Origin of the sequence: Amycolatopsis anabasis, from assembly GCF_009765355.1 — a bacterium.
In the GTDB taxonomy this organism is placed as follows: Bacteria; Actinomycetota; Actinomycetes; order Mycobacteriales; family Pseudonocardiaceae; genus Amycolatopsis; species Amycolatopsis anabasis.
The window spans coordinates 14,633-40,080 of record NZ_VTHK01000006.1 but is presented as its reverse complement, the minus strand read 5'-3'; the positions used below and the strand labels follow the sequence as shown (position 1 = coordinate 40,080).

Sequence of the window (25,448 nt, the reverse complement as noted above, 5' to 3'; positions counted from 1 at the left end):
ATTCCGTTTCTTCACGTCTTGGGCAACGCGCTTGAAGTTGTTCATGAAACCGGCTAGAAATGCGAGGAGTCGCTACTTTTGGGGGAGCTGGTGACCGCAAGTTTCGCGACGCTGGGGAATGTCGAAGCGCGGGTCGGTGGCCGAATGGTCGACGTCGGCCATCCGCGGCAGCGGTGCGTTCTGGCTGCCCTCCTGTTCGACGCCAACCGCCCGGTTTCGGCGGATCAATTGATCGGCCGGGTATGGGGAGACGAACCGCTGCCGCATGCTCGGGGAACGTTGCACACCTACCTGTCCCGCCTGCGAAAGTCCTTGGCCGGCGCACCGGAGGTCCGGATCCTCCGGCAGGCGGGCGGCTACACGCTCACCGTCGATCCGCTGGCCGTGGACGTCCACCGCCTTCGCCACCTGATCACCCGGGCGCGCGAGTCCGACGACCCGGACGACGCGGTGCGACTGCTGGAAGCGGCGCTCGCCCTGGGGCGCGGCGACTTCTGCGCCGGGATGGACACGCCCTGGCTGGCCGCCGTGCGCGAAAGCCTCGACCAAGAACGCACCGCGGCCGATCTCGAGCTCACCGATCTCAAACTGCGCCGTGGCCGGCACACCGAACTGGTGGCCGAACTGGCCGCCCGCACCGCGCAACGACCACTGGACGAACGGCTGGCCGGGCAGTTCATGCTCGCCCTGACCCGGTGCGGCCGGCCCGCGGACGCGCTGGGCCACTACCAGAAGACCCGCGGCCTGCTGGCCGACGAACTCGGCACGGACCCCGGCACCGCCCTCCAGGAGTTGCACCAGCGGATCCTGGCCGCCGATCCCGCGCTCACCGGAGCGGCGAACGGGGGTCCGGCGCCGCCGACACCGCGACAGTTGCCGGCGCCCCCGCGCCTGTTCACCGGGCGCGCCGCCGAGCTGGCGCGGCTCACCGAGTTGCGGCGCCACGGAACCGAGGCGAGCGGTCCGGTGGTGCTCGGGGTGATCGGTGGTGGCGGGGTCGGCAAGACGTGGCTGGCGTTGCGGTGGGCGCATGACCACGTCGACGAGTTCCCGGACGGGCAGCTGTTCGTGGACCTGCACGGTTTCGCTCCCGCCGGCGTTCCCCTGCCGGTGACCGTGGCGATGCGGGGCCTCCTCCAGGCCCTCGGGGTGGCGCCCGGGGCGATCCCCGCCGAACCGCACGCCCAGACCGGGCTGTACCGCAGCCTCGTCACCGGCAAGCGGATCCTGGTCGTCCTGGACAACGCCCGCGACACCACCCAGGTCGTGCCGCTGCTGCCGGGCAGCCCGACCTGCGTGGTCATGATCACCAGCCGCCACCGGCTCACCGGCCTGGCGGTCGGGCACGGCGCGGGCACCCTGTCCCTGGACGTGTTCGACGCCGCCGACGCGACCACGTTGCTCGCGCGCTGCGCCGGGCCCGGCCGGGTGGCGGCCGAACCGGACGCCACCGCCGCGCTGGTCGACCGGTGCGGACGGCTGCCGCTGGCACTGGGCATCGTCGCCGCCCGGGCCGCCACCCACCCCGGTTTCCCGCTGGCGACCCTGGCGGCCGAACTCGGCGAGTCCGACCGGCTCGACGCCCTGGCCACCGGCGAGCTGACCGCCAACGTGCGGACCGTGCTGTCCAGTTCCCAGCACGCGCTGGATGCCCAGGCCGCGACGCTGCTCGGGCTGCTCGGCCTGGTGCCCGGCCCGGACATCGGCGTGCCCGCCGCCGCGAGCCTCCTCGGCCTGCCGGCGAGCCGCACCCGCGCGCTGTTGCAGGAACTGCTCGCCGTGCACCTGGTGCACGAGCACCACTCGAACCGTTACCGCATGCACGACCTCGTCCGCCTGTACGCCGCCGAACGCGCCGCCGCCGACCATCCCGCGGACTTCCGCGCCGCGGCCCTGCTGCGCCTGACCGACTACTACCTGCGCACCGCCTCGGCGGCCACGGACGTCATCATCGCCCGGGAGCGCCATCCCCGGCCTTCGCCCGCACCCGCACCGGCCATCGGCAGCTACGACGAGGCGATGACCTGGCTGGAAACCGAACGTCCCAACCTGCTCGCCCTCGCCCACGACGCCGCCCGCCGCGACCAGCCGGCGGTCCTCGGTGAGCTGTCCCGCGCGTTGCGGCACTACCTCGACCTCCGCGGCTTCCACGAGGACGCGCGCACCTTGCACACGGCCGCCCTCGCCGCCGCCCGCACGACCGGCGACCGCGGCCTGGAGGCCCACGCGCTGGTCGCCCTCGGCCTCGTCCAGTGGCGGTGGGGCCGGTACACCCGGGCCGCCACCCAGTTCCGCGGGGCGGTCACCGTCGCGCACCAGCACGGCCACCTGGACATCGAGGGCTACGCACTGCACTACCTGGGCTCCACCGCCGCGCGCCTCGGACGTTACGAAATGGCCCTCGGCTACCACCGGCAGAGCCTGGCGCTCGGCCGCACCATCGGCGACCACGACATCGAAGGCTGCAACCTCGACGCCCTCGGCATCGTGTACTGGTACCTCGGCGACTACGAGCGGGCCCTCGACCACACCCTGCAGGGCCTCGCGCTGGCCCAGCGCACGGGCAACGTGTACGTCGAAGCCCACGCGCTGAACAACCTCGGCCTCATCCACCACCGCACCGGCAACCAGGACCACGCCCGCAACCGGTTCGAACAGGCGTTGGCGCTCGCGCGCGGCAGCGGCAACCGTTATGTGGAAAGCAATGCCCTCAACGGTCTCGGCTTCGTCTACCGCGAACTGGGCGACGACCAGCGGGCGCGGGCGCACATCCAGCACGCTCTCGAAGTCGCCCGCGAAACCGGCAACCGCAGCCACGAAGCCGAAATCCTCAACAACCTTGGCGAACTCGCCCGGCACACGGGCGACCCGGCCGCCGCGCTGGAACACCACCAGCAAGCCCTCGCCATCACCCGGGCGACCGGCGAACCCCTCGAGCAGGCCACCGCACACCACCACCTCGGGAACAGCTACGCCGACCTCGGCCGCCCCGACCGCGCCCACCACCACCAGCAGATCGCTCGCGCCCTCCACGCCGACCTCGGCCTGCTCGAAACCCAGCACACCCGGAACTGACACTGGGGTCGTGAGTGGACAGGCCGGTTAGCGCCGGCCGGAGCACTCACGACCCCCGACACTCGGTTGCTCGCCACGGCACGGGCGGTTGATCTCAAGTCCACTTGAGCTGACAGCATCGGGCGATGCCTTCCGAGAACACCATTGCCCTGGTCACCGGCGCGAACAAGGGCATCGGCTACGAGATCGCGGCCCAGCTCGCCGAACTCGGCACGACGGTCCTGCTGGCTGCGCGGGACCCCCGCCGCGGCGCCGCGGCCGCGGACACCCTGCGGGCCGCCGGCGGGGACGTGCATCCGGTCACCCTGGACGTCACCGACCCCGCGACCGTCCGGGCCGCCGCCACCGAGATCCGCGAACGGTTCGGGCGGCTCGACGTCCTGGTCAACAACGCCGGGATCCCCGGCGCCCAGGCCGCGCCCAGCGCCATCGATCTCGAGGCCGCGCGGGAACTGTTCGACACCAACTACTTCGGCGTGCAGACCGTGACCAACGCGGTGCTGCCCCTGCTGCGGCGCTCCGCCGCGCCGCGCATCGTCAACGTCTCCAGCGGGCTCGGCTCGCTCACCGATATGACCGATCCGGCCAGCCCGCTCGCGGAACTCTTCGCGACCCTGCCGCCGTCGGGCGCCTACATTCCCGCGAAGACCGCGCTCAATTCGCTGACCGTGCAATACGCCAAGGAACTCCGGGAAGCCGGTTTCCTGGTCAACGCCGCCGATCCCGGCCCCTGCGACACCGATTTCAACCCCGGCGCCCCGTGCACCGCGGCGCAGGGCGCCCGGGTCGCCGTGCGGCTGGCCACCCTCGGCCCGGACGGACCCACCGGCGGTTTCTTCAACGACGAAGGCCCCGTCGCCTGGTGAGGAATCAGTCCGCGTCGACGAGGATTCCTTCCGAGGCCAGGGCGGCCTGGAGGGCGCCCCACACGTAGGTCGTCAGGTATTCGGTGAGGCGCCGCTTGCTCATCGAGAGGGTTTCCAGCCAGTGCCCCGAGGCCGCCGCGACCGCGCCGACCGTCGCGTGCGCCCACGGCTCCACGCCGCCGGACGAGACGTCGTAGGCGTCCAGTCCGGCGGCGAACGCTTGCGCCATCAGGGTCGCGAGCTTCCGGCCGCCCTCGAGCACCGGATCCGTCTCGTAGGACCGGTCGACGAACTGGCTCCCGGCCAGGAACCGCGCCACGTTGGGCACCTTGTCGATCATGTCGACATAGCTCTTGATCGCCTTGCGGACCCCGGCCCGGCTCGGGTTCGCGAAGTCGAGGGCGGGGGCGAGGCGGTCCCACAGGCCCGTCATCGTCCGCTCGGCTACCGCGTCGAACAGGTCCCGCTTGTCGGTGAAGTACCGGTAGAAGCGGGCCTTGGCCACCCCGGCCTCGCGGGCGATCTCGTCCATGGAGACGTCCGGGCCGTGCTCGAGGATGGCCCGGAACGTGGCGTCGACGAACTTCTCCCGCCGGGCCGCGCGACGCTCCCGCCACCGCTCGCTGCGCCCGTCGGGCACGGTGTGGTTCTCCGCGTTCTCGGTCACCCGCCGGACTTTACCCGGGCCCGTCCGGCGTCCCGGTCGCCTTGACTTGGCGCGGCGGGACTCCCATATGTCGATTTATCTCGGACTTCGGGTATCGGATACTTGCGGTTACGACACCACGCCGAGATCACCGGAAAGCGGTGAGCGGGCCGCGCCGGTCCACAAAGGACCGACGCGACCCGTTCACTAGTCCAGCACCGCGCCGACCGTGCCCGCGCCGACGGTCCGGCCGCCCTCGCGGATCGCGAAGCCGAGGCCGGGGTCCATCGCGATCGGCTTGCCGAGTTCGACGGTCATCTCGACCGTGTCACCCGGCAGCGCGATCGGGGCCTGGTCGAGGTGCACCACGCCCACCACGTCGCAGGTCCGGAAGTAGAACTGCGGCCGGTAGTGCGTGGCGAACCCCTTCCGCCGCCCGCCCTCCTCGGCGGAGAGCAGGTACACCGCCGCGGCGAACCGGGTGTGCGGCCGCACGCTGCCCGGCAGGCACAGCACCTGGCCGCGCCGCACCTCGTCGCGCTTCACGCCCCGCAGCAGCACCGCCGCGTTGTCCCCGGCCTCCGCGCGCTCCAGCGATTTGCCGAACGTCTCCAGTCCGGTGCACACGCTGGACACGGTCGGCCCGAGGCCCACCGCTTCCACGGTGTCGCCCACCCGGATCACGCCCTGCTCGACCGCGCCGGTCACCACCGTGCCGCGGCCGGTGATCGTCAGGACGTTCTCGATCGGCATCAGGAACGGCAGGTCCAGCGCCCGTTGCGGCACCGGCACGTGCTCGTCCACGGCGGTGAGCAGGTCGACGACGGACTTGGTCCACACCGGGTCGCCCCGCAGCGCCTTCAGCCCGGAAACCCGGACCACCGGCACCCGCTCGCCGTCGAAGCCGTAGCGCGACACCAGGTCCCGGATCTCCAGCTCGACCAGGTCCAGCAGCTCGGGGTCGGCCACCGCGTCCGCCTTGTTCAGCGCGACCACCAGGTGCGGCACGCCGATCCGCCGCGCGAGCACGATGTGCTCCCGGGTCTGCGGCATCGCGCCGTCCTCGGCGGACACCACCAGGATCACCCCGTCCAGCTGCGCCGCCCCGGTGATCATGTTTTTCACGTAGTCGGCGTGGCCGGGCATGTCGACGTGCGCGTAGTGCCGCGTCGGCGTCTCGTACTCCACGTGCGCGATGTTGATCGTGATGCCGCGCGCGAGCTCCTCCGGGGCGCGGTCGATGCGCTCGAAGGCGGTGAAGTTCGTGGTCGACGGGTCGCTCTCGGCGAGCACCTTGGTGATCGCCGCGGTCAGCGTGGTCTTGCCGTGGTCGACGTGGCCCATGGTGCCGATGTTCAGATGCGGCTTGGTCCGCGCGTACTGCTCCTTGCTCATCAGATTTCCTTGGCAGGGCGGGCTTTTCTCACCCGCGATTTCGACAGGTGGATTCAGAACCGGCGCGTGGGAGCACCGGGCGCCCACGACGAAAGCCACCCTTCCCCGCTGGTCCTGAGGAAGGGGGAAGGGTCAGCTTCGGGCGCCGTCCAGCCAGGCGAGGGCGGCCGCGACCGCACCCGGCAGGCCGAAGCCCGCGGGTGTATCGGAGACGGCCGCGAGGAACATGCGCGCCAGCCTGCCAGGAGGTTCGAGGCCCTGTCATCCGAATTAGTTTTATGACAGCCGTCATAGACGCGGCCGCTCCGGGGCGTTATGGTGGCCGTCATAGTTTCGCCCGGCGGCATGGTCGGAGGGATCGCGTGAGCACGGAAGTGACCGGGAAAACGGCGTGCATCCTGTGCGCCGCCAACTGCGGTGTCGAGATCACCGCGCGGGACCGGCGGTTCGTCCGGATCCGCGGCGACAAGGAACACCCGCATTCCGCCGGGTACACCTGCGAGAAGGCGTTGCGGCTGGACCACTACCAGAACGGCCGGGACCGGCTGACCAGCCCGCTGCGGCGGCGACCGGACGGCGGTTACGAGGAGATCGACTGGGACACCGCGATCGCGGAGATCGCCGAGCGGCTGGCGCGGGTGCGCGACGTCCACGGCGGCGACAAGATCTTCTACTACGGCGGCGGCGCGCAGGGGAACCACCTCGGCGGCTCGTACTCCCGCGCCCTGCTGCAGGCGCTGGGCGCGAAGTACCGGTCCAACGCGCTGGCCCGGGAGAAGACCGGCGAGATGTGGGTCGACGGGCAGCTCTACGGCGGCCACACCGCCGCCGATCTGGAACACGCCGAGGTCGTGGTGCTGGTCGGCAACAACCCGTGGCAGTCGCACCAGTTCCCGCGGGCCCGGCCGTGGCTGCGCGAACTGGCCGCGGATCCGGATCGCACGCTGATCGTGTTCGACCCGCGGCGCAGCGAGACCGCCGCGATGGCCGATTTCCACCTCCGGGTGCGCCCGGGCACCGACGCGTGGTGCCTGGCCGCGATGCTCGGCGTGCTCGTTCAGGAAGACCTGGTGGACCACGAATTCCTGGACCAGCACACCACCGGCGCGGAACCCGTGCTCGAGCTGCTCGCCGAGGTGCCGGTCGCGGACTACGCGGGCCGCTGCGGGGTGCCCGAGGACCTGATCCGCGCGGCCGCCCGCCGCATCGGCACCGCGGGCAGCGTCGCCGAGCACGAGGACCTGGGCATCCAGCAGGGGCCGCACAGCACGCTGTGCTCGTACCTCGCCAAACTGCTGTGGATCCTCACCGGCAACTTCGCCAAACGCGGCGCGATGAGCCTGCATTCGTGGCTGGTGCCGCTCGCCTCGCCGGGGCGCGAGGGCCGGTCACCGGTGACCGGCGCGCGGATCATCGCCGGGTACCTGCCGTGCAATTCGATCGCCGAGGAGATCCGCACCGACCACCCCGAACGGTTCCGCGCGATGATCGTGGAAAGCGCGAACCCGGTCAGCTCGCTGGCGGACGCGCGGCGGTTCCGGGAGGCGATGCGCGCGCTGGATCTGACGGTGGTCGTCGACGTGGCGTTCACCGAGACCGCGCGGGAGGCCGATTACGTGCTGCCCGCGGCCAGCCAGTTCGAGAAGTGGGAAGCCACCTTCTTCACCCTGGAGTTCCCGCGCAACGCGTTCCACCTGCGCGCCCCGATCCTCGAGCCGCTGCCGGGCACCCTGCCCGAACCGGAGATCCACGCCCGCCTGCTGCGCGCCCTGGACGCGGTGGACGAATCCGTGCTCGCCCCGCTGCGCGACGCGGCCGAACAGGGCCGCGAGAAGTTCGCCGAGGCGTTTTTCGCCACCGTGGCAACGGATCCCGGGCTGATGCGGATGGCGCCGCACATCCTGTACGAAACGCTCGGGCCGACCCTGCCGGACGGCGCCCGCGCCGCGGCGGCGCTGTGGGGCGCGGCGCACCTCTGCGCGATGACCAATCCGGACGCGGTGCGCCGCGCCGGGTTCGCGGGCGGCGACGAGCTGTTCGACGCGATCCTCACCAGCCGGTCCGGGGTGGTGTTCACCGTGGACGACTACCCGGACACCTGGCACTACGTGCGGCATGCCGATCGCCGGTTCCGGCTGGAGATCGGTGAGCTGCTCGACGAGCTGCGCGGGCTGACCGGGGCCGAGGCGAGCTGGGTGAGCACGGACTTCCCGTTCGTGCTGTCCGCGGGGGAGCGGCGGTCGTTCACCGCCAACGCGCTCTACCGCGATCCCGCCTGGCGCCGCCGGGACGCCGAGGGCGCGCTGCGGATCAGCCCGGACGACGCCGAACGCCTCGGCCTGGACACGGGTGGCCGCGCCCGGATCGTCACCGAGCGCGGCGCCGCCGAGGCCGTGGTCGAGGTGAGCGACATGATGCAGCCCGGCCACATTTCCCTGCCCAACGGTTACGGCCTCGACTACCCCGGCGGCGACGGCGAGCCGGTGGCCACCGGGGTCGCGCTCAACGAGCTCACCAGCCTGCTCCGGCGGGACCCGATCGCGGGCACCCCCTGGCACAAACACGTACCCGCACGCGTGGAACCACTCGCCGCCACCCGAGTAGAGGTGTCATGAGGGGACCCCTCCGGACAAAATTCGTCATGAGGGGACCCCTCCTAACAGCCTGCCCGGATCGAGGGCGACCGGCGGATGCCGCGGAATGATCGCGGTTGAGCACCGGATCAGTTGTAGCCCATGCTGTCGGTGCCGACGCAGTTGTAGCCCATGCTTTCCGGGCACTGCTCGAGCACGGTCACGCCGTCGCGCTGACCGGTGGTTTCCGCCGACGGGGCCACGGTGACGAATGCGGCGGCGCTCAAAACGGCCGCGGCGATCAGGGTTACGCGCCGTTTGTCCGGCATGATTCCTCCGTCTGATCAAGGGAAGATCGAAAATTGCGGTGGAAATCGTGGTTTCGCGCGAACCAGGCGCCAGCGTGGCAGTTCCCGCCTACCTGGCGGGGAAGCGTTGATTAATAGAACGCCAACTGAATGTGGCGAAATGAATGCGATCAATTAATCTTGAGCGCCATTATTGGTGACATTTTCGGCGGTTGTTAACTATTCGTTAATACGGTATTGTTGTTGGTGTGGCGCGCGCGGATTCGCTGATCGGCCGGGATGGCGAGCTGTCCCGGTTGGCCGGTTGGGTGCACGGCGTCGGGTCCGGGTACGGGCGCGCGGTGCTGGTCGAGGGGGAGCCGGGCATCGGCAAATCCTCGCTCGTCCGCGCGGCCTGCGCCCAGGCCGCCGAAAGCGGTTGCCAGGTGTTCTGGGGCAACGCCGACGAACTCGGCCAGGAACTCCCGCTGGTACCGCTGCTGGAGGGGCTGCGGATCTACGATTCGCCGCAGGGGTCCCGCGCCGCGACCATCGCGCGCGTGCTGCGCGGCGAGCTACCGGTCGGCCGGGGTGTGGACCTTTCCGGCGCCATCGCCGAACATCTGCTCGTCTGGGTGGAGGAATTGTGCGGCGCCGGGCCGACGGTCCTGGTCGTCGACGACCTGCACTGGGCGGACCACCACACGGTGACCCTCTGGGGCCGGCTCGCCCGCTCGGTGCGCCAGCTTCCCTTGCTGCTCCTGGGGATTCTGCGTCCGGTGCCGCGCCGGGACGACGTGATGGCCCTGCGCCGCGCGGTCCGCCCGGCCGCGCGCATGCGGCTGGGGCCGCTGCCCGACGCCGACGTGGCCGAACTGGTGGGCGTCCTCTCGGGCGGGAAACCCAGCGGCGAACTGCTGCGGCTGGCCGACGGCGCGGCGGGAAACCCGTTGTACCTCACCGAACTCGTGCACTCGCTCGCCCGTGCCGGGCGCCTGACCGTGAACGCGGGCGGGGTCGCCGAGGTCACCGGCGGCGGGACCCCGGCGTCGCTGTCCGAGGCGATCGCCGACCGGCTGGGCTTCCTGTCCGGCACGGCCCTGAACGTCCTGCGGTCCGCCGCGTTGCTGGGCGTGGAGTTCTCCGTTTCGGATCTCACCACCGTCGCCGGGCTGGCGACCGTCCGCCTGCTGCCCGTGCTCGACGACGCCCGCGCCCTGGGGATCCTGATCGAGTCCGGCGAGGGGCTCGCGTTCCGCCACCCGCTCATCCGCGCCGCGCTGTACGACGAACTCCCGCTGACCGTGCGCACCGCCTGGCACCGGGACGCCGCCCGCGCACTCGCCGAATCCGGCGCGCCCGCCGACCGGGTCGCCCGGCAACTGCTGCCGACCGTCGCCGGGCACACCGGCGGCACCGAGGACTGGGTGACCCGCTGGCTGGTCGGCGCGGCGCCCGCGCTGGTCGGCCGCGCGCCCGGGGTGGCCGTCGACCTGCTGCGCGGCGCGCTCGACGGGGCCGAGCCCGGGCCCGGGCCGCGCGGGGTGCTGACCGGGCGGCTGGCCGAGGCGCTGTACCGCGTCGGCGAGGCGGGCGAGGCGGAACGGGTCGCCGCGCGCGCCCTGGACCGGATCACCGATCCCGATCTGCTGATCGACCTGCACGGAACGCTCGCCCAGTGCCGGGCGATGAGCGGCCGGTCGGCCGAATCGCTCGACGCGTTGCGCCGGGCCCTGGACGTCCCCGGGCTCACCGCGGGCCACCGGGCGCGACTGCTGGTGCTGCGCGCGCGGGCGCATCGCGATCTCGGTGAGGTCGAGCGCGCCGAGGAGGTCGCCACCCAGGCGCTGGCGCTGGGCGAGGAGCACGGCGATCGCGCGGCCATCGGGTGGGCGCTGCACGTGCTCGTGCTGGTTTCCATGATGCGGGGCGAGATGGCCGCGGCGCTGCCGCTGTTCGACCGGGCCATCGACGCGGCGCAGGGCGATCCGGAACTCACCGATCTGCACCTGCTGCTGCGCATCAACCAGGCCGTGACGCTGGGGGATCTCGACCGGTACGCCGAAGCCACCGCCGCGGTCGCCGCGGTCCGCGCGGAAGCCGAACGCACCGGCAACGTGGTGCGCCTCATCCAGGCCTGCAGCGCACTCGGGCAACTGCTGCTCGACACCGGCGGCTGGGACCAGGCACTGGCCGAAGTGGACGTTTTCCCGGCCGGGCTGAAGGATCCGAGCGTGGTGTGCTGCGATCACGGGGTCGCCGCGGTGATCTGCTTCCACCGCGGTGACGTCGAGGCGGCCCGCGAACACCTGGAGTCGGCGGCGCCTTACGCGGACCGGCTCGGCAGCCGGGCGGTCGGCCCGCTCGCGCTGGCCCACGCGCTGGCGGCCGAACAGGACGGCGATCCGGCGCGGGCGCTGGGCGAACTGACCGCGCTCGCCGAGCTGGCCGATGTCGAGGACCTGCTCCCGGAGACCGTGCGGCTCGCGGTCGAGGCGGGCGAGGAGGCCACGGCACGGGCGGTCACCGCCCGGATCCGGGCGCACGCCGATCGCACCGAGGCCCCGCGCCGGTACGCCGCGGCCCAGTACTGCCGGGGACTGCTCGACCGGGATCCGGCCCGGCTGCTGCGCGCGGCCGACCGGTACCGCGATGCCGGCCGCCCCCTGCCCAGCGCGAAGGCGCTGGAGGCCGCTGCCCGCACGTTCGCCGAGGCGGGGGACCGGAGTTCGGCACGAGCCGCGTTCTCCCGCGCGGTGGACTGCTACCGGTCGCTCGGCGCCGCCTGGGACGAGGCCCGCCTCGGGGCGCGGATGCGCGCGTTCGGCATCCGCCGCGGCCCGCGTGCCGCGCACCGGAAGTCCAGCCACGGCTGGGAAAGCCTCACCCCGGCCGAATCGAAGATCGCCGCGCTGGTGGCCGAGGGGCTGACGAACCCGCAGATCGCCGCGAAACTGTTCCTGTCCCCGCGGACGGTCGGCACGCACGTCTCGCACATCCTGACCAAGCTCGAAGTCCACTCCCGCACCGACATCGCCCGCGAGGCCGGATTGCGCCGGAACGCGTTGGGCTAGCTCACCGCGAGCCGTGGCGCTTGCGGCTCCAGAGCGGGAAGACGTACCACAGCAGGGAGAACCAGAGCAGCGTGCCACCGGCGATCCACGCGGCCTGGCGCGGGCCCAGCACGACCGAGAGGATGAGCAGCAGCGCCGCGGTGAGCGCCAGCATGAGCAGGGCCAGGCCGCAGAGGGTGAACACGTTCGCCGACCGGACGAGTTCGCTCTTCAGGCGGCGCCGGAAGACCATGCGGTGGAACGCGGCCGGGGCGATGAGCAGCGCCTTCGCGGCGGCGCCGAGGATCAGGCCGATCACGTAGACGTGCCGCTGGAAGCTGGTGAAACTCGTGAAGGCCGGGGTGAACGCGACCATCAGCAGGGACGCCAGCAGCAGCTGCACACCGGTCTGCGCGACGCGCAGTTCCTGCAGGATCTCGCCGTAGTTGCGGTCCAGCCGCTGGCTCGGGCTCTCGCCGCGCGCGGTGTAGTTCCAGAGATCGTGCGGGGTGGGCTCGGCGGGCACTCTCCGGTGCCGGGGCGGGGTGGTGAGGTTCTTGGACACGTGGTTCACGATCACCCACCCCGCGCCCCGACACATCGGTCAGTTGACGTATGTCCGAATGTTGCCCGCTGGTCGCCAGTTGTTCACGCGACGGCTACCTGCGCTCGGTGGTGCTTCGGCGTCTCGACCTCGTCCACCAGGGCGACCGCGAGGTCGGCGTACCGGAACAACCCACCGTCCTCGCGCTCGGGCAGCACCCGCTCGCCGCCGATCCGGTAGTGGCCGGTACGCGGGGCGTCGTTGTCGAGCAGGGTCGGCGGCGGGGCGAGGACCAGCCAGTCGAGTTCGGTGTCCGCGGCCCGGAACGCGGCGAGTTCGGCGGCGTGCCCCAGGGAGAACGCCCGCGCGTCGGCCGGGACGTCCGGTGCGTCGACCACCCGGACGCCCGGTGCGGTCTCCAGCAGGCTGCCGATGCCGACCGCGACCAGCCGGCCCACCCCGGCCCGGGGCAGGCCCTCGAGCAGGGCGTGCGCGGCGGCGACGTAGAACTCCGCGGACGGCACGTCGAGCCGGGCCACGGTGCTGATCGCCGCGTCGTGCCCGGCGGCGACCGCCGCGACGCTGTCCGCGCTGGTGACGTCCCCGGCCACCACGTTCGCGGCCAGGCCCGGATACTTCGCCGGATCCCGCACCACCGCGGTGACCCGGTGACCGCGGGACTCGGCCTCGGCGACGGCGTGGCGGCCCGCGCGGCCTCCCGCGCCGAAGACGACGATGTTGCTCATATTCGCTCCGTTCGACCGGGCCCGGCGGGGGTTCGCCGGGCCGCTGTCGCCGGACGCTAATCGCGGTGACCTGGGTTTCCGCAACGATAGTTACGCGAATCGGACAGCTCGGCGGTGACCGACTCGAGCTTCTGCCGGATCCGCGCGAACGCGTCCGCGCCCAGCGGCAGCCGGAGCGGGGGAGCGGCCAGCGTGGTGACCGCCCAGATCGCGGCGGCGCCCGCGGCCGGGTCGCCCGGCGGGGTGTCGTCCTCGTACCGCTCGGCGCCCTGGGCCGCGTAGTCCGCGATCTTCCCGGCCACCAGATCCGAACCGGTCAGGCCGAATCCGGTGTCGAACACGCCGGGCTCGACGATCGTGACCGCGATCCCGAACGGGGCGAGCTCCTCGCGCAGGGCCTCGCCGAGGCCTTCGACCGCGAACTTGGTGGCCGCGTAGACGCCGAACCCGGCGCCCGAGGCGAAGCCGCCCATCGAACTCATCAGGAGCACGTGGCCGGAGCGCTGGGCCCGGAGCACCGGCAGGACCGCCCGCGTCACCGCGAGCACGCCGAACACGTTGGTGTCGAACACGGTCCTCGCCTCGCCGAGCGAGGTCTCCTCGACCGCGCCGAACAGCCCGCGCCCGGCGTTGTGCACCAGCACGTCGATCCGGCCGAACGCGTCGACCGCGGCCGCCGCCGCGTCCCGGGCCTCGGCCTCGTCGGTCACGTCCAGGCGCACCGCGCGCAACCGGTCCGGGTAGCCGGGCAGTCCGGCGGTGACCTGTTCGGGGCGTCGCGCGGTGGCCACGACCGCGTCGCCGTGCTCGAGCGCCTGCCGGGCGATCTCCCGCCCGAAGCCGCGTGCCGCCCCGGTCACGAACCAAACCCGCATCCCGCCTCCTCGATAGCCTCCAGGGAAAGTGTAACCGAGTATACTTATTGCCTTGGTTCAGGTTTCGGCCGGAGTGGCCACGGGGCTCACGCCTTGCTAAACGGTGTATCCCTTCTTGCTCGATATTTAGGTACGCGAGTTCCACTTTCCCGGCATGTGAATTGCACGTTCGTGCACGAGAGTTCGACGTTCGCAAATGTGGGACACATGTACCCAAATTGCCGCGATGCATACGTTTGCATAACCCGTGAGCGGCCGGTCTTTGGTTGTCCCGCTCGCGGGATCCCTTCTGGTGCACCAAGTTCGGCGGCTGTGGCCGGGTAAAGGGAAGTGTGTGTGACTTATCCGATTCGATTTGTTTTTGTGATCTTCGTGGGTTACACCGGAAATGAGTGAGTTAAACGGTGTTCTAGCGGCACGCGTTACTGGCGTTCGGCGGAGATAGCAGCTACTATTGCCGCTAGTAGCTGGTTATCGCGGGATGCACCGCAGCCGGCTGCTCGCGCGACGCAGCAAGTGCTCGCTCCCCCCACGAGCCAAGCCGTCGCGCCTCGCTGGGTAGGGGCTTTGTCCCCCTGGGGCCCTTACCCAGCGCCCCCCGGGGGAGTGTGTCTGCGGAAGGCGCAGACCGGTGGGGCGCTGCAGGTGTTTTTGTGGGGGCCCAGCCCCCACGCCCCAGCCGGGGGGCGAGCCCCCGGACCCCGTAGGTGGGCGTTTGGTGTTGTGGGGCTTCTGCTTGGGATCCTTGGTAGGTCGCCGTGTGTGGCGAGTTTTGTGCTGGGTTTAGAGGCGGAGGGTTAGGTCGGCGCAGAGTAATAGGGTGCTGGCGGTGAGTAGGGGGGCCAGGGCGGCGGTGGTGATGCTGGCCGCGGCCAGCAGGTGGGTGCGTGCGCGGGAGATCGGGCCCGCGGTTGCCAGGCGTTGCAGGCGGAGGTGGGTGTCGGCGCCGGACATGGCCAGGGATTGCGGTGGGCAGTCGCTCCCGCACAGGGTGACCAGGGCGGAGCGCAGCGGATCGATGCCGCATTCGGCGGCGGCCGCGCGGTCGGCGGCGAGTTCGGCGAGGATGCGCAAGGCCACCGGGGCCTGCCGGGTCAGCGGCAGGAACCACAACGCCTTGCCGACGACCTCGGCGAACCCGATCAGGCGGTGATGCCGCCCCCGCAGGTGGGCGTGCTCGTGCGCGAACACCGCGCGAAGCTCCTGAGTGGACAGCCGATCGGCGAGCCCCTGGGTGGCGACCACGAGTGCCTGCCGGCCGCCCACGCTGTAGGCCATCGGCCGGTCGTGGTCGAGCCACAGGGTTCGCACGTCGCCTGAGGAATCCGGGTGCAGGATGCGCAGCGCCTCCAGGTGCCGGTCCTGCAGCAGGGTGCTGCGCCGCCGCCGGATGACCGCGGACTTCCCGAGCCGCCACGCCACGGCCGTCACGATCACCAGGCACGGGACGGCCACGATCTGGTCGAGGTCCGGGAAATCCTCGTGGCCGTATCCGGCCCAGCTCGCGTTCAGCGCGTGCGCGATCGCCCCGGCGGGCCCGTGGTGGGGCAACGCGAGCAGGGTCACCGCGGCGATCACGCTGACCGCGACCCCGGTCACCGCGGCCAGCCAGCAGGCGATCACCGCGCGGGGGTCCATTCTGGACAGCGCCAGGCGGTGCAACGGCCGCGGCGCCCACCAGATGACCAGTGCGGCGCCGAGCAGGAGGGCGGCGGCGAGGATCATCGCTTCCCCGGTCGTTTGCGGAGGGCCCGGCGCAGCACCTCGGATTCGCTGGGGGACACCGACTTCGCGAAGTGCAGCAGGACCGACTCCGGATCACCGGTGGAGTCCAGCACGTCCCGCAGGGCGCGGGCGGCGGCCTCCTCGCGGCTGGTCGCCGGGCGGTACCGGTACGCGCGTCCGTCCACATCGCGCCGCACCCAGTCCTTGCGGTGCAGGTTGTCCAGCACGGTCATCACCGTGGTGTAGGCGAGGTTGCGGCGCTGGTTGAGCTGCTCGAGCACCTCGCGCACCCGCATCGGTTCGCGCGTGCGCCACAGCACGTCCATGATCGCCGCTTCGAGTTCACCCAGTGGCCGCATGACACCTCCGCGTCACAGAATACGTCCCCCGGAAAGCTCCCGATGAGGTTTTCTGGTCTCGGGACGGGGAGCGGGCGTCCATGCGGGCCCCCGGTACCGAAGTCCCCCAATGTGGCTTTCGGGGCACTGGACGCCCCGAAAGCCACATTGGTGTCATTCAACGCCCCGAACGCCGCATCGGGGACGGTGCGCTCAGCTGGTGCCGAGCAGGGCGTTCATCGTGGTGATCTCGCCGCGCTGGGCGTCGATGATCCGCTGGGCCAACTGCTTGGCTTCGGCGTTCGAACCATCCCGGAGCTCGGCTTCGGCCATGGTGATCGCGCCCTGGTGGTGCTCGATCATCATGCTCAGCCACCGCCGGTCGAAGTCGGCGTCCCTGGCCTGGCCGAGCGCGGTCATCGCATCCGGCGCCATCATCCCGGGCATACCGCCGTGGCCGTCGTGGCCCATCGAGGCCGGGGCGGCCCAGGCGGTCAGCCAGCCGGTCATCAGCCGGATCTCCGGATCCTGGGCCTGCTGGACGCGGTTCGCCAGGTCGACGACCTGCGCGTTCCGCGTCCGCGAGGGCACCAGTTTCGCCATCTCCACGGCCTGCTGGTGGTGCGGGATCATCTGCCGCGCGAACGTCACGTCCGCCTGGTTGTGGTCCGCCCGCGCCGCGGCACTGGTCGATGTGCCGGGCATGGTCGAGTGTTCATCGCCACCGGAGCAGCCCGCCAGCACGGCGGTGGTGGCGAAAGCGGACAGGACGAGGGCGACGATTCTGGTGGTACGCATGGTGTTTCCTCACTGGAAGGGGTATCCGGGCAGGTCAGCGGGCACCGCGAAGGCGCGGTGCGGGCCGATCACAGCCGGAACACGCAGGTGGTGAGGAGGAGATCCCGTCCGGGCCGGGGCGGGGGAGACCTGGCCAGGGCGCGGCTCGCCGTGCGGATGGTCGCCGCGGGATCGGGGGCGCGCCGGGTGAACAGCAGCCAGAGGGACAGCACGAGCGCGGCGAACCCGGCCAGGACGGCCAGGCACAGGTGGAACGGATCGTGCTGGCCACCGGTCGCCGGGTGCTCACCGCTCGCCTGCGGCGTGGCGGATTCGAGCATCGGCGCCGACATCGCGTGCGCGGCGCCCGGATGCCCCTCGGCGCCGACGTGGTGCATCGCGACCACGCCGAGCGCCAGGGCGCACAGCAGCACCCACCGCGCGCACGTCTTCGCGAGCCGCCGACCCACGCATCAACCATACGCGAGGCGGCCGTTTGTCCATAGTGGACGTATGGGTCAGTGCCGCCGCCATTCCCGGAGGGTGCGGTAGGGGGCGTCGGCGGCGAACGAGTTCTCGCACCCCGTCGCGGAGTCCCGGGCGGCCTCGGCGGAACGGGGCAGCATGGTCGTTTCGTAGGCCTTCACGGCGGCGGCGAGGCCGGACTCGGTGAGCACGGCCCGGGCGAGTTCGGCCCCGTCGAGCATGGCGAGGTTCACGCCCATCCCGGCGAACGGCGACATCAGGTGCGCGGCGTCGCCGAGCAGGGTCAGGCCGGGAACGTGGTCCCAGGAGTGCCCGACGGGCAGCGCGAACAGCGGGCGGTTGACGAAACCGCCGTCGGCGTCCCGCACCATCGCCAGCAACGAGGAGTCCCAGTCGGCGAACTTCGCCAGCAGCGCGGCGCGCACGGCCCGCGGGTCGCGGAGATCGACACCGGCGGCCCGGTACCAGTCGCGCGGGCCGCGGAAGGCGACGTAGACGCGGATGTGGTGGTTGCTGTTGCGCTGCGCGAACAGGCACCGGTCCGGGGCGAGGGCCATCATCATGCCGCGGCCGATCAGCTCGGCGAGTGCGGCGTGGCGGGTGTCGGCATCGTCGAGCCCGGTCTCCACGAACGTGATCCCGGTGTAGCCGGGCGTGGCGTCCGAGAGCAGCGGCCGGACCCGGGACCACGCCCCGTCGGCGCCGACGACCAGGTCGAAGTCGCCGGTGCTGCCGTCTTCGAAGACCGCCCGGTGGGTTCCGTCGCCGAGCGGACGCACCGTCCGCAGGGCGCGGCCCCACCGGACGGTGCCCGGCGCCAGGGCGTCGAGCAGGAGGCGGCGCAACTGCCCGCGGTCGATCTCGGGTTTGGCGAGTTCGCCGGGGCGGGGCGTGTGGCGGAACAGTTCGGTTCCCGCGCGGTCCAGCAACCGCGTCTCCTGCCCCTCGGGGCGGGAGATCGCCAGGAACTCGTCGAGCAGGCCCGCCGCGCTCAGCGCGAGCTGACCGGAGTCGGCGTGCAGGTCCAGCGTGCCGCCCTGGGGCCGGGTGTCGGGAGCGGCGTCGCGCTCGGCGACGGTGACCGGAATGCCGTGCCGTTGCAGGATGTTCGCGCAAGTCAAACCGCCGGGGCCGGCGCCAATTATCGCGATGCGGGGCGCACTGTTCATGATCGTCAGCGAAGCACGGCCATTACGAAAGTGCAACAACTACACGTTTGGAACCAATACACGATTGGGGTATTGTGTCCCGATGACCGAGCAACCCGTCGGGCGCCGGGAACGCAAGAAGGCGCAGACCCGCCGTGCCATCTCCGACGCCGCGCTGCGGCTGTTCCTGGAACGCGGCTACGACCAGGTGAGCGTCAAGGACGTCGCCGACGCCGCCGATGTCGCGGTCACGACGCTGTTCAAGCACTTCCCCGGCAAGGAAGCGCTGGTCTTCGACGAGGACGCGAACCTGGAAGCCGCCCTGGTGGCGGCGGTGCGCGACCGCGCGCCCGGGGTGCCGGTGGTCGAGGCCCTGCGCGAGCACCTGGTGGCGGTGCGCTCCGCCGCCGACGCCGCGGAGCCCGAGATGCGGGCCTTCCTTCGGCTCGTGGAGAGCACCCCGGCGCTGCGGGAGTACGGGCACCGCATGTGGATGCGGCACGAGGCGGCGCTCGCCCGGGCCATCGCCGAGACCACCGGCGCCGCGGCGGACGACCTGACCGTGGTGGCCCTCGCCCATTTCGCCCTGCAGGCCCGGAGCCTGGTGCACGGCCGGGAGGATCCCGCGCGAGCGCTGAACGAGATCTTCGCCCGGTTGGCGGACGGCTGGGGTGACTTCGGCCTCGCGTGATCCGCGCGCTGACCGCGTTCGCTCGGTTCTTTAGCGGGCACTGCGAAGGTGGAACTCAGTTCTTCGCATTCACTTGCCGCCGGGGATCGAGTACGGCAGATAGCCGGAGGAATGATGTCGGTCGACGAGGTCGGTTCTGATTCCCTGGTGATCTGCGTCGTGGGCGCGGGTCCGCGCGGTGTGTCGGTGGTGGAACGCATTTGCGCCAACGCGATGGCCCCCGGCGCACCGATTACCGTGCACCTGATCGACGCGGAATGCGACGGCGGTGGCCGGGTGTGGCGCACCGCGCAGCCCGGCGAACTGCTGATGAACACCGTGGCCTCGCAGGTCACCATGTTCACCGACGACAGCGTGGACTGCCGCGGGCCGGTGGTGACCGGCCCGAGCCTGTACGACTGGGCCCGGGTGCTCACGGTGATGGACGGGCTGGACGAGTATCCCGAGAAGGTGCTCGCCGAAGCGCGGCGCCTGACCCCGGACGCCTATCCGTCCCGGTCGTTCTACGGCCATTACGTCGGCTGGGTGCTGCGGCGCGTGGTGAGCACCGCACCGGCACGGGTTTCGATCGTCTCGCACCGCCGGGTCGCGGTCGCGCTCGACGACAACGTCGACGGCACGCAGGTGGTGACCCTCGACGACGGCACCCGGCTCGCCGATGTGGACGCGGTGGTGCTGGCGCAGGGGCACGTCGGTATGGAACCGACCGAAACGGAACGCGCGCTGCTCCGGTTCGCCGAGGAACGCGGGCTGCGGTACTTCCCGCCGGGCAATCCCGCCGATGTGGCTCTGGACCGGATCCGCGCGGGCGAATCCGTGGCATTGCGCGGAATGGGCCTGAACTTCTTCGACTACCTGGCCCTGCTGACCGCCGGCCGCGGCGGGACCTTCCGCCGGGCGTCCGGCCGGTTGAAGTACCTGCCGTCCGGCCGCGAGCCCCTGATGCTCGCCGGTTCGCGGCGCGGGATTCCATACCACGCGAGGGGAGAGAACCAGAAGGGCGCCGCGGGGCGGCACGAGCCGAAGTTCCTCACCCCGGAGGTGATCCGCTGGTTCCGCTCCCGGGTCGCCGAGGGCAGACCGTTGCGCTTCCGGCGCGACCTGTGGCCGCTGATCACCCGCGAGGTGCGGCTGGCGTACCACCGCACCCTGCTCACCGAACGGGACGGCGTGGCCGCCGGGGACGCGTTCGCGCGGGATTACGTGGCGATGGCCGAACTCGACGTCGACGGGCTGTCCGAATCGGCGCTGCTGGACCGCTACCAGATCGCGCCGGTGCACCGGTGGAGCTGGGACCGGGTGATCCGGCCGTGGGGTCCCCGGTTCTTCCGCGACCACGACGAATACCTCCGCTGGCTGCTCGGCTATCTGGCCGAGGACGTGGCACAGGCCAAACTCGGCAACGTGCGCGGCCCGCTGAAGGCCGCCGTGGACGTCCTGCGCGATCTGCGCAACGAGATCCGGCTCGTGGTGGATCACGGTGGCCTGAGCGGAAGTTCGTACCGCGACGAACTCGAGCAGTGGTACAACCCGCTCAACGCGTTCCTGTCGATCGGCCCGCCGGTGCGGCGGATCGAGGAGATGATCGCGCTCATCGAGGCGGGTGTGCTGCGCGTGCTGCCGCCCGGCATGGTGGCCGGGCCCGCGCCGGGCGGCCGGAGCTTCCGCGTCGGCGCGACCAGCCTGCCCGGGACCCAGTACGACGTGACGACCCTGGTGGAGGCGCGGCTGCCGGAGGTCGACATCGAGCGGACCACCGATCCGCTGCTGCGCTACCTGGTGTCCACCGGGCAGGGGCGCGGGTACCGGATTCCCGAAGGCGAGCACGCCCCGGCCGCGGCCTACGAAACCGGCGGGCTGATGGTGACCCCGCGGCCGTACCACCTGGTCGACCTCACCGGCCGGGCGCATCCGAAGCGGTTCGCGTTCGGGGTGCCGACCGAGACCGTGCACTGGCTGACCGCGGCGGGGATCCGGCCCGGGGTGAACTCGGTGATCCTCGGTGACGCCGACGCCATCGCGCGGGCCGCGTTGTCGATGGACCAGCCCGAAGTGCTGAGCGAGTCCCGGCCGTGGCGCGAGGAGAACCGACCGTGACTCCCGGCACCGATTCCGGTCTGCTCGCCCCGGTGTGGGCGGGGACCGGGCTGGGGGCGCTGGTGTCGGATGAGGCCTGGTTGCGGGCCATGGTGGATGTCGAGGCGGCGTTGGCTCGGGCGCAGGCGCGGTTGGGTGTGGTGCCGGGTTCGGCGGCCGCGGTGATCGAATCGGTGGCGCGCGGGGACGGGGTGGATCTGCTCGAGGTCGCCGAACGGGCGCGGGGTGCGGCGAATCCGGTGGTGGTGCTGGTGGAGCGGTTCACCGCGGCGGTCGCCGCGCGGGATCCGGCGGCCGCGGAGTACGTGCATCGTGGTGGCACCAGTCAGGACATCCTGGATTCGGCGGCGATGGTCTTGTCGGGTCGGGTGCTGGCCGTGGTGGAGGCCGATTTGCGGCGAACCGGGTGGGCGCTGGCGCGGCTCGCGGCCGAGCATCGGAACACCCCGATGGCTGGGCGGACGCTGACCCAGCATGCGGTGCCGATCACGTTCGGGCTCAAGGCCGCCGGGTGGTTGCAGCTGGTGCTGGACGCGTTCGAGCGGGTGTCGCGGGTGGTGCTTCCGGCGCAGCTGGGTGGTGCGGCGGGTACGTGTGCGTCCTATGTGGCGTATGCGCGGCTGGCCACGGGTTCCCCGGCCGGTGGGGGTGTGGAGCTGGTGCGTGTCTTCGCCGAGGAGGCGGGGCTGGCCGAACCGGTCGTGCCGTGGCACGCGTTGCGCACGCCGATCGCGGATCTTGGTGCGGCGTGCGCGTTCGTGGCCGGGGCGCTGGGGAAGTTCGGGGTGGATGTGCAGATGATGTCCCGTACCGAGGTCGGTGAGGTGACCGAACCGGCGGGTGAGGGCCGGGGTGTGTCTTCGGCGATGCCGCAGAAGCGGAATCCGGTGCTGGCCACGCTGCTGGTTTCCGCGGCGCGCCAGGTACCGGCGTACGGGTCGATTCTGGTGCAGAGTTTGGTGGCCGAGGATGAGCGGTCGGCGGGTGGCTGGCACGCGGAGTGGCAGCCGTTGCGGGAGTCGTTGCGGCTCACCGCCGGGGCGGCGCGTACCGCCGCCGAGTTGGCCGAGGGGTTGATCGCGCATCCTGGGCGGCTTCGTGAGAATCTCGGGCTGACCGGTGGCAGTATCGTTTCCGAACGGCTCAACGCCGAACTGGCCGAGGCGCTGGGCAAGGCGAACGCGAAGAAGCTGCTCGCCAGGGTGGCCCGCCGGGCGGCGGACGAAGGCCGTCCCTTCGCCGAAACGCTCGCCGCCACCCCGGAACTGGCCAACGGCCTCGCGGACCGGGTGCCCGAACTCCTGGACCCGGAACGGTACCTGGGCGCCTCGGCCGATCTCACCGCCCGCGTCCTCACCCGCGCTGCCAGCCTGCTTGCCTAAATTCCCCTCCCCCGCAAGCGAGTTACACACTCAGGCACGCGAGTTGCACGTTCAAGCAGGCGAGTTTCACACTCGGGCACGCGAGTTACACACTCGGGTGTGGGGTTCGCGACCGGACCGGGCGACTCGCAAGCCCCGCACTTTGTCGGCTGAGTGCGGCGGTTCCGACGAAAATGCGCGCACTTTCCGGGCGTGAGCGAGCACCGCGCCGGGTATCGGAATCACTTGGCCGACAAAGTGCACGACCCTCGGGGACGGCTTGCCGCGTGGCACTTTCCCACCAGAGTGCCCTCCTCGCACACGCACGGGTACCGAGTTTGGGGGTCGTGAGTGGACAGACCGGTTCTAACCGGTCGGAACACTCACGACCCCACGAAACCTGGTTACCAGGGGCGGAGCAGGTACCGGTGCTCGGCGTTGCGTTCCACCGCGGCACGGGTGTAGAGGAGCGGGAAGTACTGGCCGGAATGCCAGCGCTCGGCGAGGTCGCGGTAGTGCGGGCTGGCCGGGTCGCCGGATTGGCCGGGGGTGTTGACGGCGCGGGAGTTGTCCCAGCCGCCCACGTCGAGCACCATCCGGAAGCTCGCCCCGTTGGTCTGGCCGAAGGTGGCGCCGGAAGCGGGATAGGTCGCCGCGTCCACTGTGTACGCCGAGCCGCCGCGCGGGAGCGGGCCCACACTGGCGCCCAGCGGATGCGCGAAGGTCACCTGGTGCAGGTTGCCCCAGCGCCAGGCGGCGGGATCGGGGCCGAGCAGGCGTTTCGCGTCCGCGTAACCGGCCGCGAGGGTCGACAGCAGGAGCGCGTCCCGCTTCGCCGCCGCGTCCGGGCCGAACCAGGCAGCCGGATTCTCCAGCGCCTCCACGGTGACCGCCGCGTCCGGCACCGGGATGAGCGGCCGCACCGCGGTCGGCACCACGGCACGCGAGAACCCGGGCAGCAACTGGCGGGAGAACCACACCTGGTACAGCGCGGCCGCGGCGGAATCCGCGCGGTCGACCCCGTCCCAGCCGTGCAGCAGGTCCAGCGCGGCGCGGGTGTCCGGATCGGCGGAGTCGAGGCGGGACAGCAACGCGCGCAGCCGGGTCGCGGGCAGATCGAGCTGGTCGTTCTGCAACGCCATCGAACTCTCCACCGAACCCCGTGGCGTGGCGGACAGGACGTCGGCGATGCGTTGGTACCGCGCCGGATTCGACCACTCGAAGCCCAGTTTCCGTTCCCGCGCCGGGTAGTCCGGTGGCAGGTTGTACTGGTTGGCCGAGGCGACGAACCCTTCCGGCGGATTGACCGAACGAGGCAGTTCGTCGCCGGAGTAGAAACCGTTCCATTCGTAGCGGCCGTCGCCGGGCACCGGCAGCAGGCCGTCGTAGCCGGAGCGTTTGGGAGCCAGCCCGCCGGGCACCCAGGCGATCGTGCCGCTGGTGTCCGCGTACGCCTGGTTCTCCGCGGGCGCGCCCCAGTTGCGCATCGCGCGGGTGAAATCGTCCAGATTGCGCGCCCGCATCAGTTTGAGGTTGCCGAAATACGGCGACATACCGGGTTCGGACCAGCCGGTGCGCAGCGCGAACGCGAGATGCCGCTGTTCGTCCACTTTGAGCACCGGACCGTGCCGGGTGAACCGCAGCTCCACCGGACGCGGCGCCTGCCCGGCCACCGGAACCTGCTCGGTGACCGTGCGGAACGATTCCCAGCCGTCGCCGTACCGGTACCGGGTCGGATCGTTCGGATCGAGCTGGTAGACGTACAGATCCTCCTGGTCGAGCCCGAAGATCGTGAGCCCGAAGGCCACGGTTCCGTTGTGCCCGATGGAAATACCCGGCTGGAACGGTTCACCCGCGCCGACGACGTCGATCCCCGGCGCGGACAGCTGCGCGATGTACCGCAGCGAGGGCGCCTTGAGCGCGCGGTGCGGATCGTTGGCGAGGATGGGCCGCCCGGTCGTGGTGCGGGCGGGGGAGACCGCCCAGTTGTTGGACCCCTCGGCGGCCCCCTCGTCCTCGGGCGCCGCCTGCACCTTGCCCTGGGCGAAGACGACGTCCTGGGTCGCCAGTTTGAAGGTGTTCAGGACGTCGTCGGTCACCACGCAGGGATCCAGCCCCGCCGGGACGGCCGGATCCACGTCCGGCTCCAGTTTCACCCGGATCTTGTCCAGCCGCACGTCCCCGGCACAGGCCACCTTGGCCCGCTGCACCTCGCTGGTGAGGTTCTTGCTCAGCCCGTGCGTGCGGATGCGCACCACGTCCTCCGGGCTCCACTTCGCGGGCAGGTAGCCGAGCTTGCGGAACTCCTCGGGCAACGCGGCCGGATTCTTCGCCAGCCAGTCGACGTAGGCGTTGACGCCCTCGGTGAACCGGGTCGCCGCCTGCCGGGCCTCCGGCCCGTAACTTTCCCATTCCCGCCGCATGCTCCCGCGGTACAGGAACTGCCGGGTGGCGCGATCCTGTTCCACATAGGACGGTCCGAGGACCGAGGCGAGCTCGCCGAGCCCGCGCCGGCGCCACAGGTCGATCTGGAACAGCCGGTCGCGGGCGGCGTTGAAACCCTGGGCCAGGAAGAGGTCGTCGGTGTTCGCCGCGTAGATGTGCGGGACCCCCCAGGTGTCCACGATGAGCTGAACGGGTTGCCGGAGCCCGGGTACCGTGAACCCGGCGCCCTGTTCGTCCGCTCCGGCGGCGACCGGGCTCAGCCCGCCGCCGAGGAGGACACCGGCGAGGATCGTGATCGAGAACCGACGACGTCTTCCCAT

Annotated in this window: 19 protein-coding genes; 7 read left to right on the top strand and 12 right to left on the bottom strand. The window is 71.4% G+C overall.

Annotation, left to right across the window (positions count from 1 at the left end; genetic code table 11):
* Window positions 1-90 precede the first annotated feature (90 nt).
* Window positions 91-3,075: an AfsR/SARP family transcriptional regulator gene (locus FXO23_RS09725; protein WP_158883140.1), complete on the top strand. Its 2,985-nt coding sequence runs from the start codon at window positions 91-93 to the stop codon at window positions 3,073-3,075.
* A 125-nt stretch (window positions 3,076-3,200) separates the two neighbouring features.
* Complete coding sequence (locus FXO23_RS09720) at window positions 3,201-3,941, top strand: SDR family oxidoreductase (protein ID WP_158883138.1); 741 nt, start codon at window positions 3,201-3,203, stop codon at window positions 3,939-3,941.
* Between the two features lie 4 nt (window positions 3,942-3,945).
* Here the strand turns inward: FXO23_RS09720 and FXO23_RS09715 are convergent, their stop codons facing one another.
* Both FXO23_RS09715 and tuf read right to left on the bottom strand, forming a co-directional pair.
* Window positions 3,946-4,608, bottom strand: coding sequence for a TetR/AcrR family transcriptional regulator (locus tag FXO23_RS09715; RefSeq protein ID WP_158883136.1), 663 nt, complete (start codon window positions 4,606-4,608; stop codon window positions 3,946-3,948).
* 186 nt (window positions 4,609-4,794) lie between these two features.
* Complete coding sequence (gene tuf, locus FXO23_RS09710) at window positions 4,795-5,982, bottom strand: elongation factor Tu (RefSeq protein WP_158883134.1); 1,188 nt, start codon at window positions 5,980-5,982, stop codon at window positions 4,795-4,797.
* A gap of 362 nt (window positions 5,983-6,344) precedes the next feature.
* Between tuf and FXO23_RS09705 the strand changes: the two genes are divergently transcribed.
* On the top strand, window positions 6,345-8,597 hold the full coding sequence (locus FXO23_RS09705) for a molybdopterin-dependent oxidoreductase (RefSeq protein WP_246257078.1): 2,253 nt from the start codon (window positions 6,345-6,347) through the stop codon (window positions 8,595-8,597).
* A gap of 107 nt (window positions 8,598-8,704) precedes the next feature.
* Here the strand turns inward: FXO23_RS09705 and FXO23_RS09700 are convergent, their stop codons facing one another.
* Complete coding sequence (locus FXO23_RS09700) at window positions 8,705-8,884, bottom strand: hypothetical protein (RefSeq protein ID WP_158883130.1); 180 nt, start codon at window positions 8,882-8,884, stop codon at window positions 8,705-8,707.
* Between the two features lie 227 nt (window positions 8,885-9,111).
* Between FXO23_RS09700 and FXO23_RS09695 the strand changes: the two genes are divergently transcribed.
* Entirely contained in the window at window positions 9,112-11,916 is a 2,805-nt protein-coding gene (locus FXO23_RS09695) for an ATP-binding protein (RefSeq protein WP_246257076.1), read from the top strand.
* A gap of 1 nt (window position 11,917) precedes the next feature.
* On the opposite strand, the gene FXO23_RS09690 is transcribed toward FXO23_RS09695, so the two are convergent.
* The 8 genes from FXO23_RS09690 to FXO23_RS09655 all read right to left on the bottom strand — a co-directional run bounded on the left by FXO23_RS09690 (window position 11,918) and on the right by FXO23_RS09655 (window position 18,555).
* Window positions 11,918-12,469 (bottom strand): DUF6328 family protein, encoded by a 552-nt coding sequence (locus tag FXO23_RS09690; RefSeq protein WP_246257074.1) that lies wholly within the window; start codon window positions 12,467-12,469, stop codon window positions 11,918-11,920.
* A 74-nt stretch (window positions 12,470-12,543) separates the two neighbouring features.
* The gene (locus tag FXO23_RS09685) at window positions 12,544-13,185 is read right to left on the bottom strand and encodes an NAD(P)-dependent oxidoreductase (protein WP_158883128.1); all 642 of its coding nucleotides are present in this window, start codon (window positions 13,183-13,185) and stop codon (window positions 12,544-12,546) included.
* Between the two features lie 56 nt (window positions 13,186-13,241).
* Complete coding sequence (locus tag FXO23_RS09680) at window positions 13,242-14,060, bottom strand: SDR family oxidoreductase (protein ID WP_158883126.1); 819 nt, start codon at window positions 14,058-14,060, stop codon at window positions 13,242-13,244.
* 783 nt (window positions 14,061-14,843) lie between these two features.
* On the bottom strand, window positions 14,844-15,785 hold the full coding sequence (locus tag FXO23_RS09675) for a M56 family metallopeptidase (RefSeq protein WP_158883124.1): 942 nt from the start codon (window positions 15,783-15,785) through the stop codon (window positions 14,844-14,846).
* Entirely contained in the window at window positions 15,782-16,144 is a 363-nt protein-coding gene (locus tag FXO23_RS09670) for a BlaI/MecI/CopY family transcriptional regulator (RefSeq protein ID WP_158883122.1), read from the bottom strand. Before FXO23_RS09670 ends, FXO23_RS09675 begins: the two co-directional genes overlap by 4 nt.
* Before the next feature lie 192 nt (window positions 16,145-16,336).
* Window positions 16,337-16,921, bottom strand: coding sequence for a DUF305 domain-containing protein (locus FXO23_RS09665; RefSeq protein WP_158883120.1), 585 nt, complete (start codon window positions 16,919-16,921; stop codon window positions 16,337-16,339).
* A 68-nt stretch (window positions 16,922-16,989) separates the two neighbouring features.
* Window positions 16,990-17,370 (bottom strand): DUF6153 family protein, encoded by a 381-nt coding sequence (locus FXO23_RS09660; protein ID WP_158883118.1) that lies wholly within the window; start codon window positions 17,368-17,370, stop codon window positions 16,990-16,992.
* Between the two features lie 48 nt (window positions 17,371-17,418).
* The gene (locus FXO23_RS09655) at window positions 17,419-18,555 is read right to left on the bottom strand and encodes an FAD-dependent oxidoreductase (RefSeq protein WP_158883116.1); all 1,137 of its coding nucleotides are present in this window, start codon (window positions 18,553-18,555) and stop codon (window positions 17,419-17,421) included.
* An 82-nt stretch (window positions 18,556-18,637) separates the two neighbouring features.
* Between FXO23_RS09655 and FXO23_RS09650 the strand changes: the two genes are divergently transcribed.
* The 3 genes from FXO23_RS09650 (at window position 18,638) to FXO23_RS09640 (ending at window position 22,704) form a co-directional block, all read left to right on the top strand.
* On the top strand, window positions 18,638-19,225 hold the full coding sequence (locus FXO23_RS09650; protein ID WP_158883114.1) for a TetR/AcrR family transcriptional regulator: 588 nt from the start codon (window positions 18,638-18,640) through the stop codon (window positions 19,223-19,225).
* A gap of 111 nt (window positions 19,226-19,336) precedes the next feature.
* Window positions 19,337-21,322 carry an FAD/NAD(P)-binding protein gene (locus FXO23_RS09645; protein ID WP_343034464.1) on the top strand — a complete coding sequence of 662 codons (1,986 nt, stop codon included), beginning with the start codon at window positions 19,337-19,339 and terminating at the stop codon, window positions 21,320-21,322.
* Complete coding sequence (locus FXO23_RS09640) at window positions 21,319-22,704, top strand: class-II fumarase/aspartase family protein (RefSeq protein ID WP_246257071.1); 1,386 nt, start codon at window positions 21,319-21,321, stop codon at window positions 22,702-22,704. Before FXO23_RS09645 ends, FXO23_RS09640 begins: the two co-directional genes overlap by 4 nt.
* Before the next feature lie 383 nt (window positions 22,705-23,087).
* Here FXO23_RS09640 and FXO23_RS09635 read toward each other — a convergent pair whose 3' ends face one another.
* Window positions 23,088-25,448, bottom strand: coding sequence for a penicillin acylase family protein (locus FXO23_RS09635; protein ID WP_158883108.1), 2,361 nt, complete (start codon window positions 25,446-25,448; stop codon window positions 23,088-23,090).

Excerpts from the sequence above, each read along its gene's own strand:
- FXO23_RS09720 (WP_158883138.1), top strand. The coding sequence starts at position 3,201 with ATGCCTTCCGAGAACACCATTGCCCTGGTCACCGGCGCGAACAAGGGC.
- tuf (WP_158883134.1), bottom strand. The coding sequence starts at position 5,982 with ATGAGCAAGGAGCAGTACGCGCGGACCAAGCCGCATCTGAACATCGGC.
- FXO23_RS09700 (WP_158883130.1), bottom strand. The coding sequence starts at position 8,884 with ATGCCGGACAAACGGCGCGTAACCCTGATCGCCGCGGCCGTTTTGAGC.
- FXO23_RS09685 (WP_158883128.1), bottom strand. The coding sequence starts at position 13,185 with ATGAGCAACATCGTCGTCTTCGGCGCGGGAGGCCGCGCGGGCCGCCAC.
- FXO23_RS09680 (WP_158883126.1), bottom strand. The coding sequence starts at position 14,060 with ATGCGGGTTTGGTTCGTGACCGGGGCGGCACGCGGCTTCGGGCGGGAG.
- FXO23_RS09675 (WP_158883124.1), bottom strand. The coding sequence starts at position 15,785 with ATGATCCTCGCCGCCGCCCTCCTGCTCGGCGCCGCACTGGTCATCTGG.
- FXO23_RS09670 (WP_158883122.1), bottom strand. The coding sequence starts at position 16,144 with ATGCGGCCACTGGGTGAACTCGAAGCGGCGATCATGGACGTGCTGTGG.
- FXO23_RS09665 (WP_158883120.1), bottom strand. The coding sequence starts at position 16,921 with ATGCGTACCACCAGAATCGTCGCCCTCGTCCTGTCCGCTTTCGCCACC.
- FXO23_RS09655 (WP_158883116.1), bottom strand. The coding sequence starts at position 18,555 with ATGAACAGTGCGCCCCGCATCGCGATAATTGGCGCCGGCCCCGGCGGT.
- FXO23_RS09650 (WP_158883114.1), top strand. The coding sequence starts at position 18,638 with ATGACCGAGCAACCCGTCGGGCGCCGGGAACGCAAGAAGGCGCAGACC.
- FXO23_RS09645 (WP_343034464.1), top strand. The coding sequence starts at position 19,337 with ATGATGTCGGTCGACGAGGTCGGTTCTGATTCCCTGGTGATCTGCGTC.
- FXO23_RS09635 (WP_158883108.1), bottom strand. The coding sequence starts at position 25,448 with ATGGGAAGACGTCGTCGGTTCTCGATCACGATCCTCGCCGGTGTCCTC.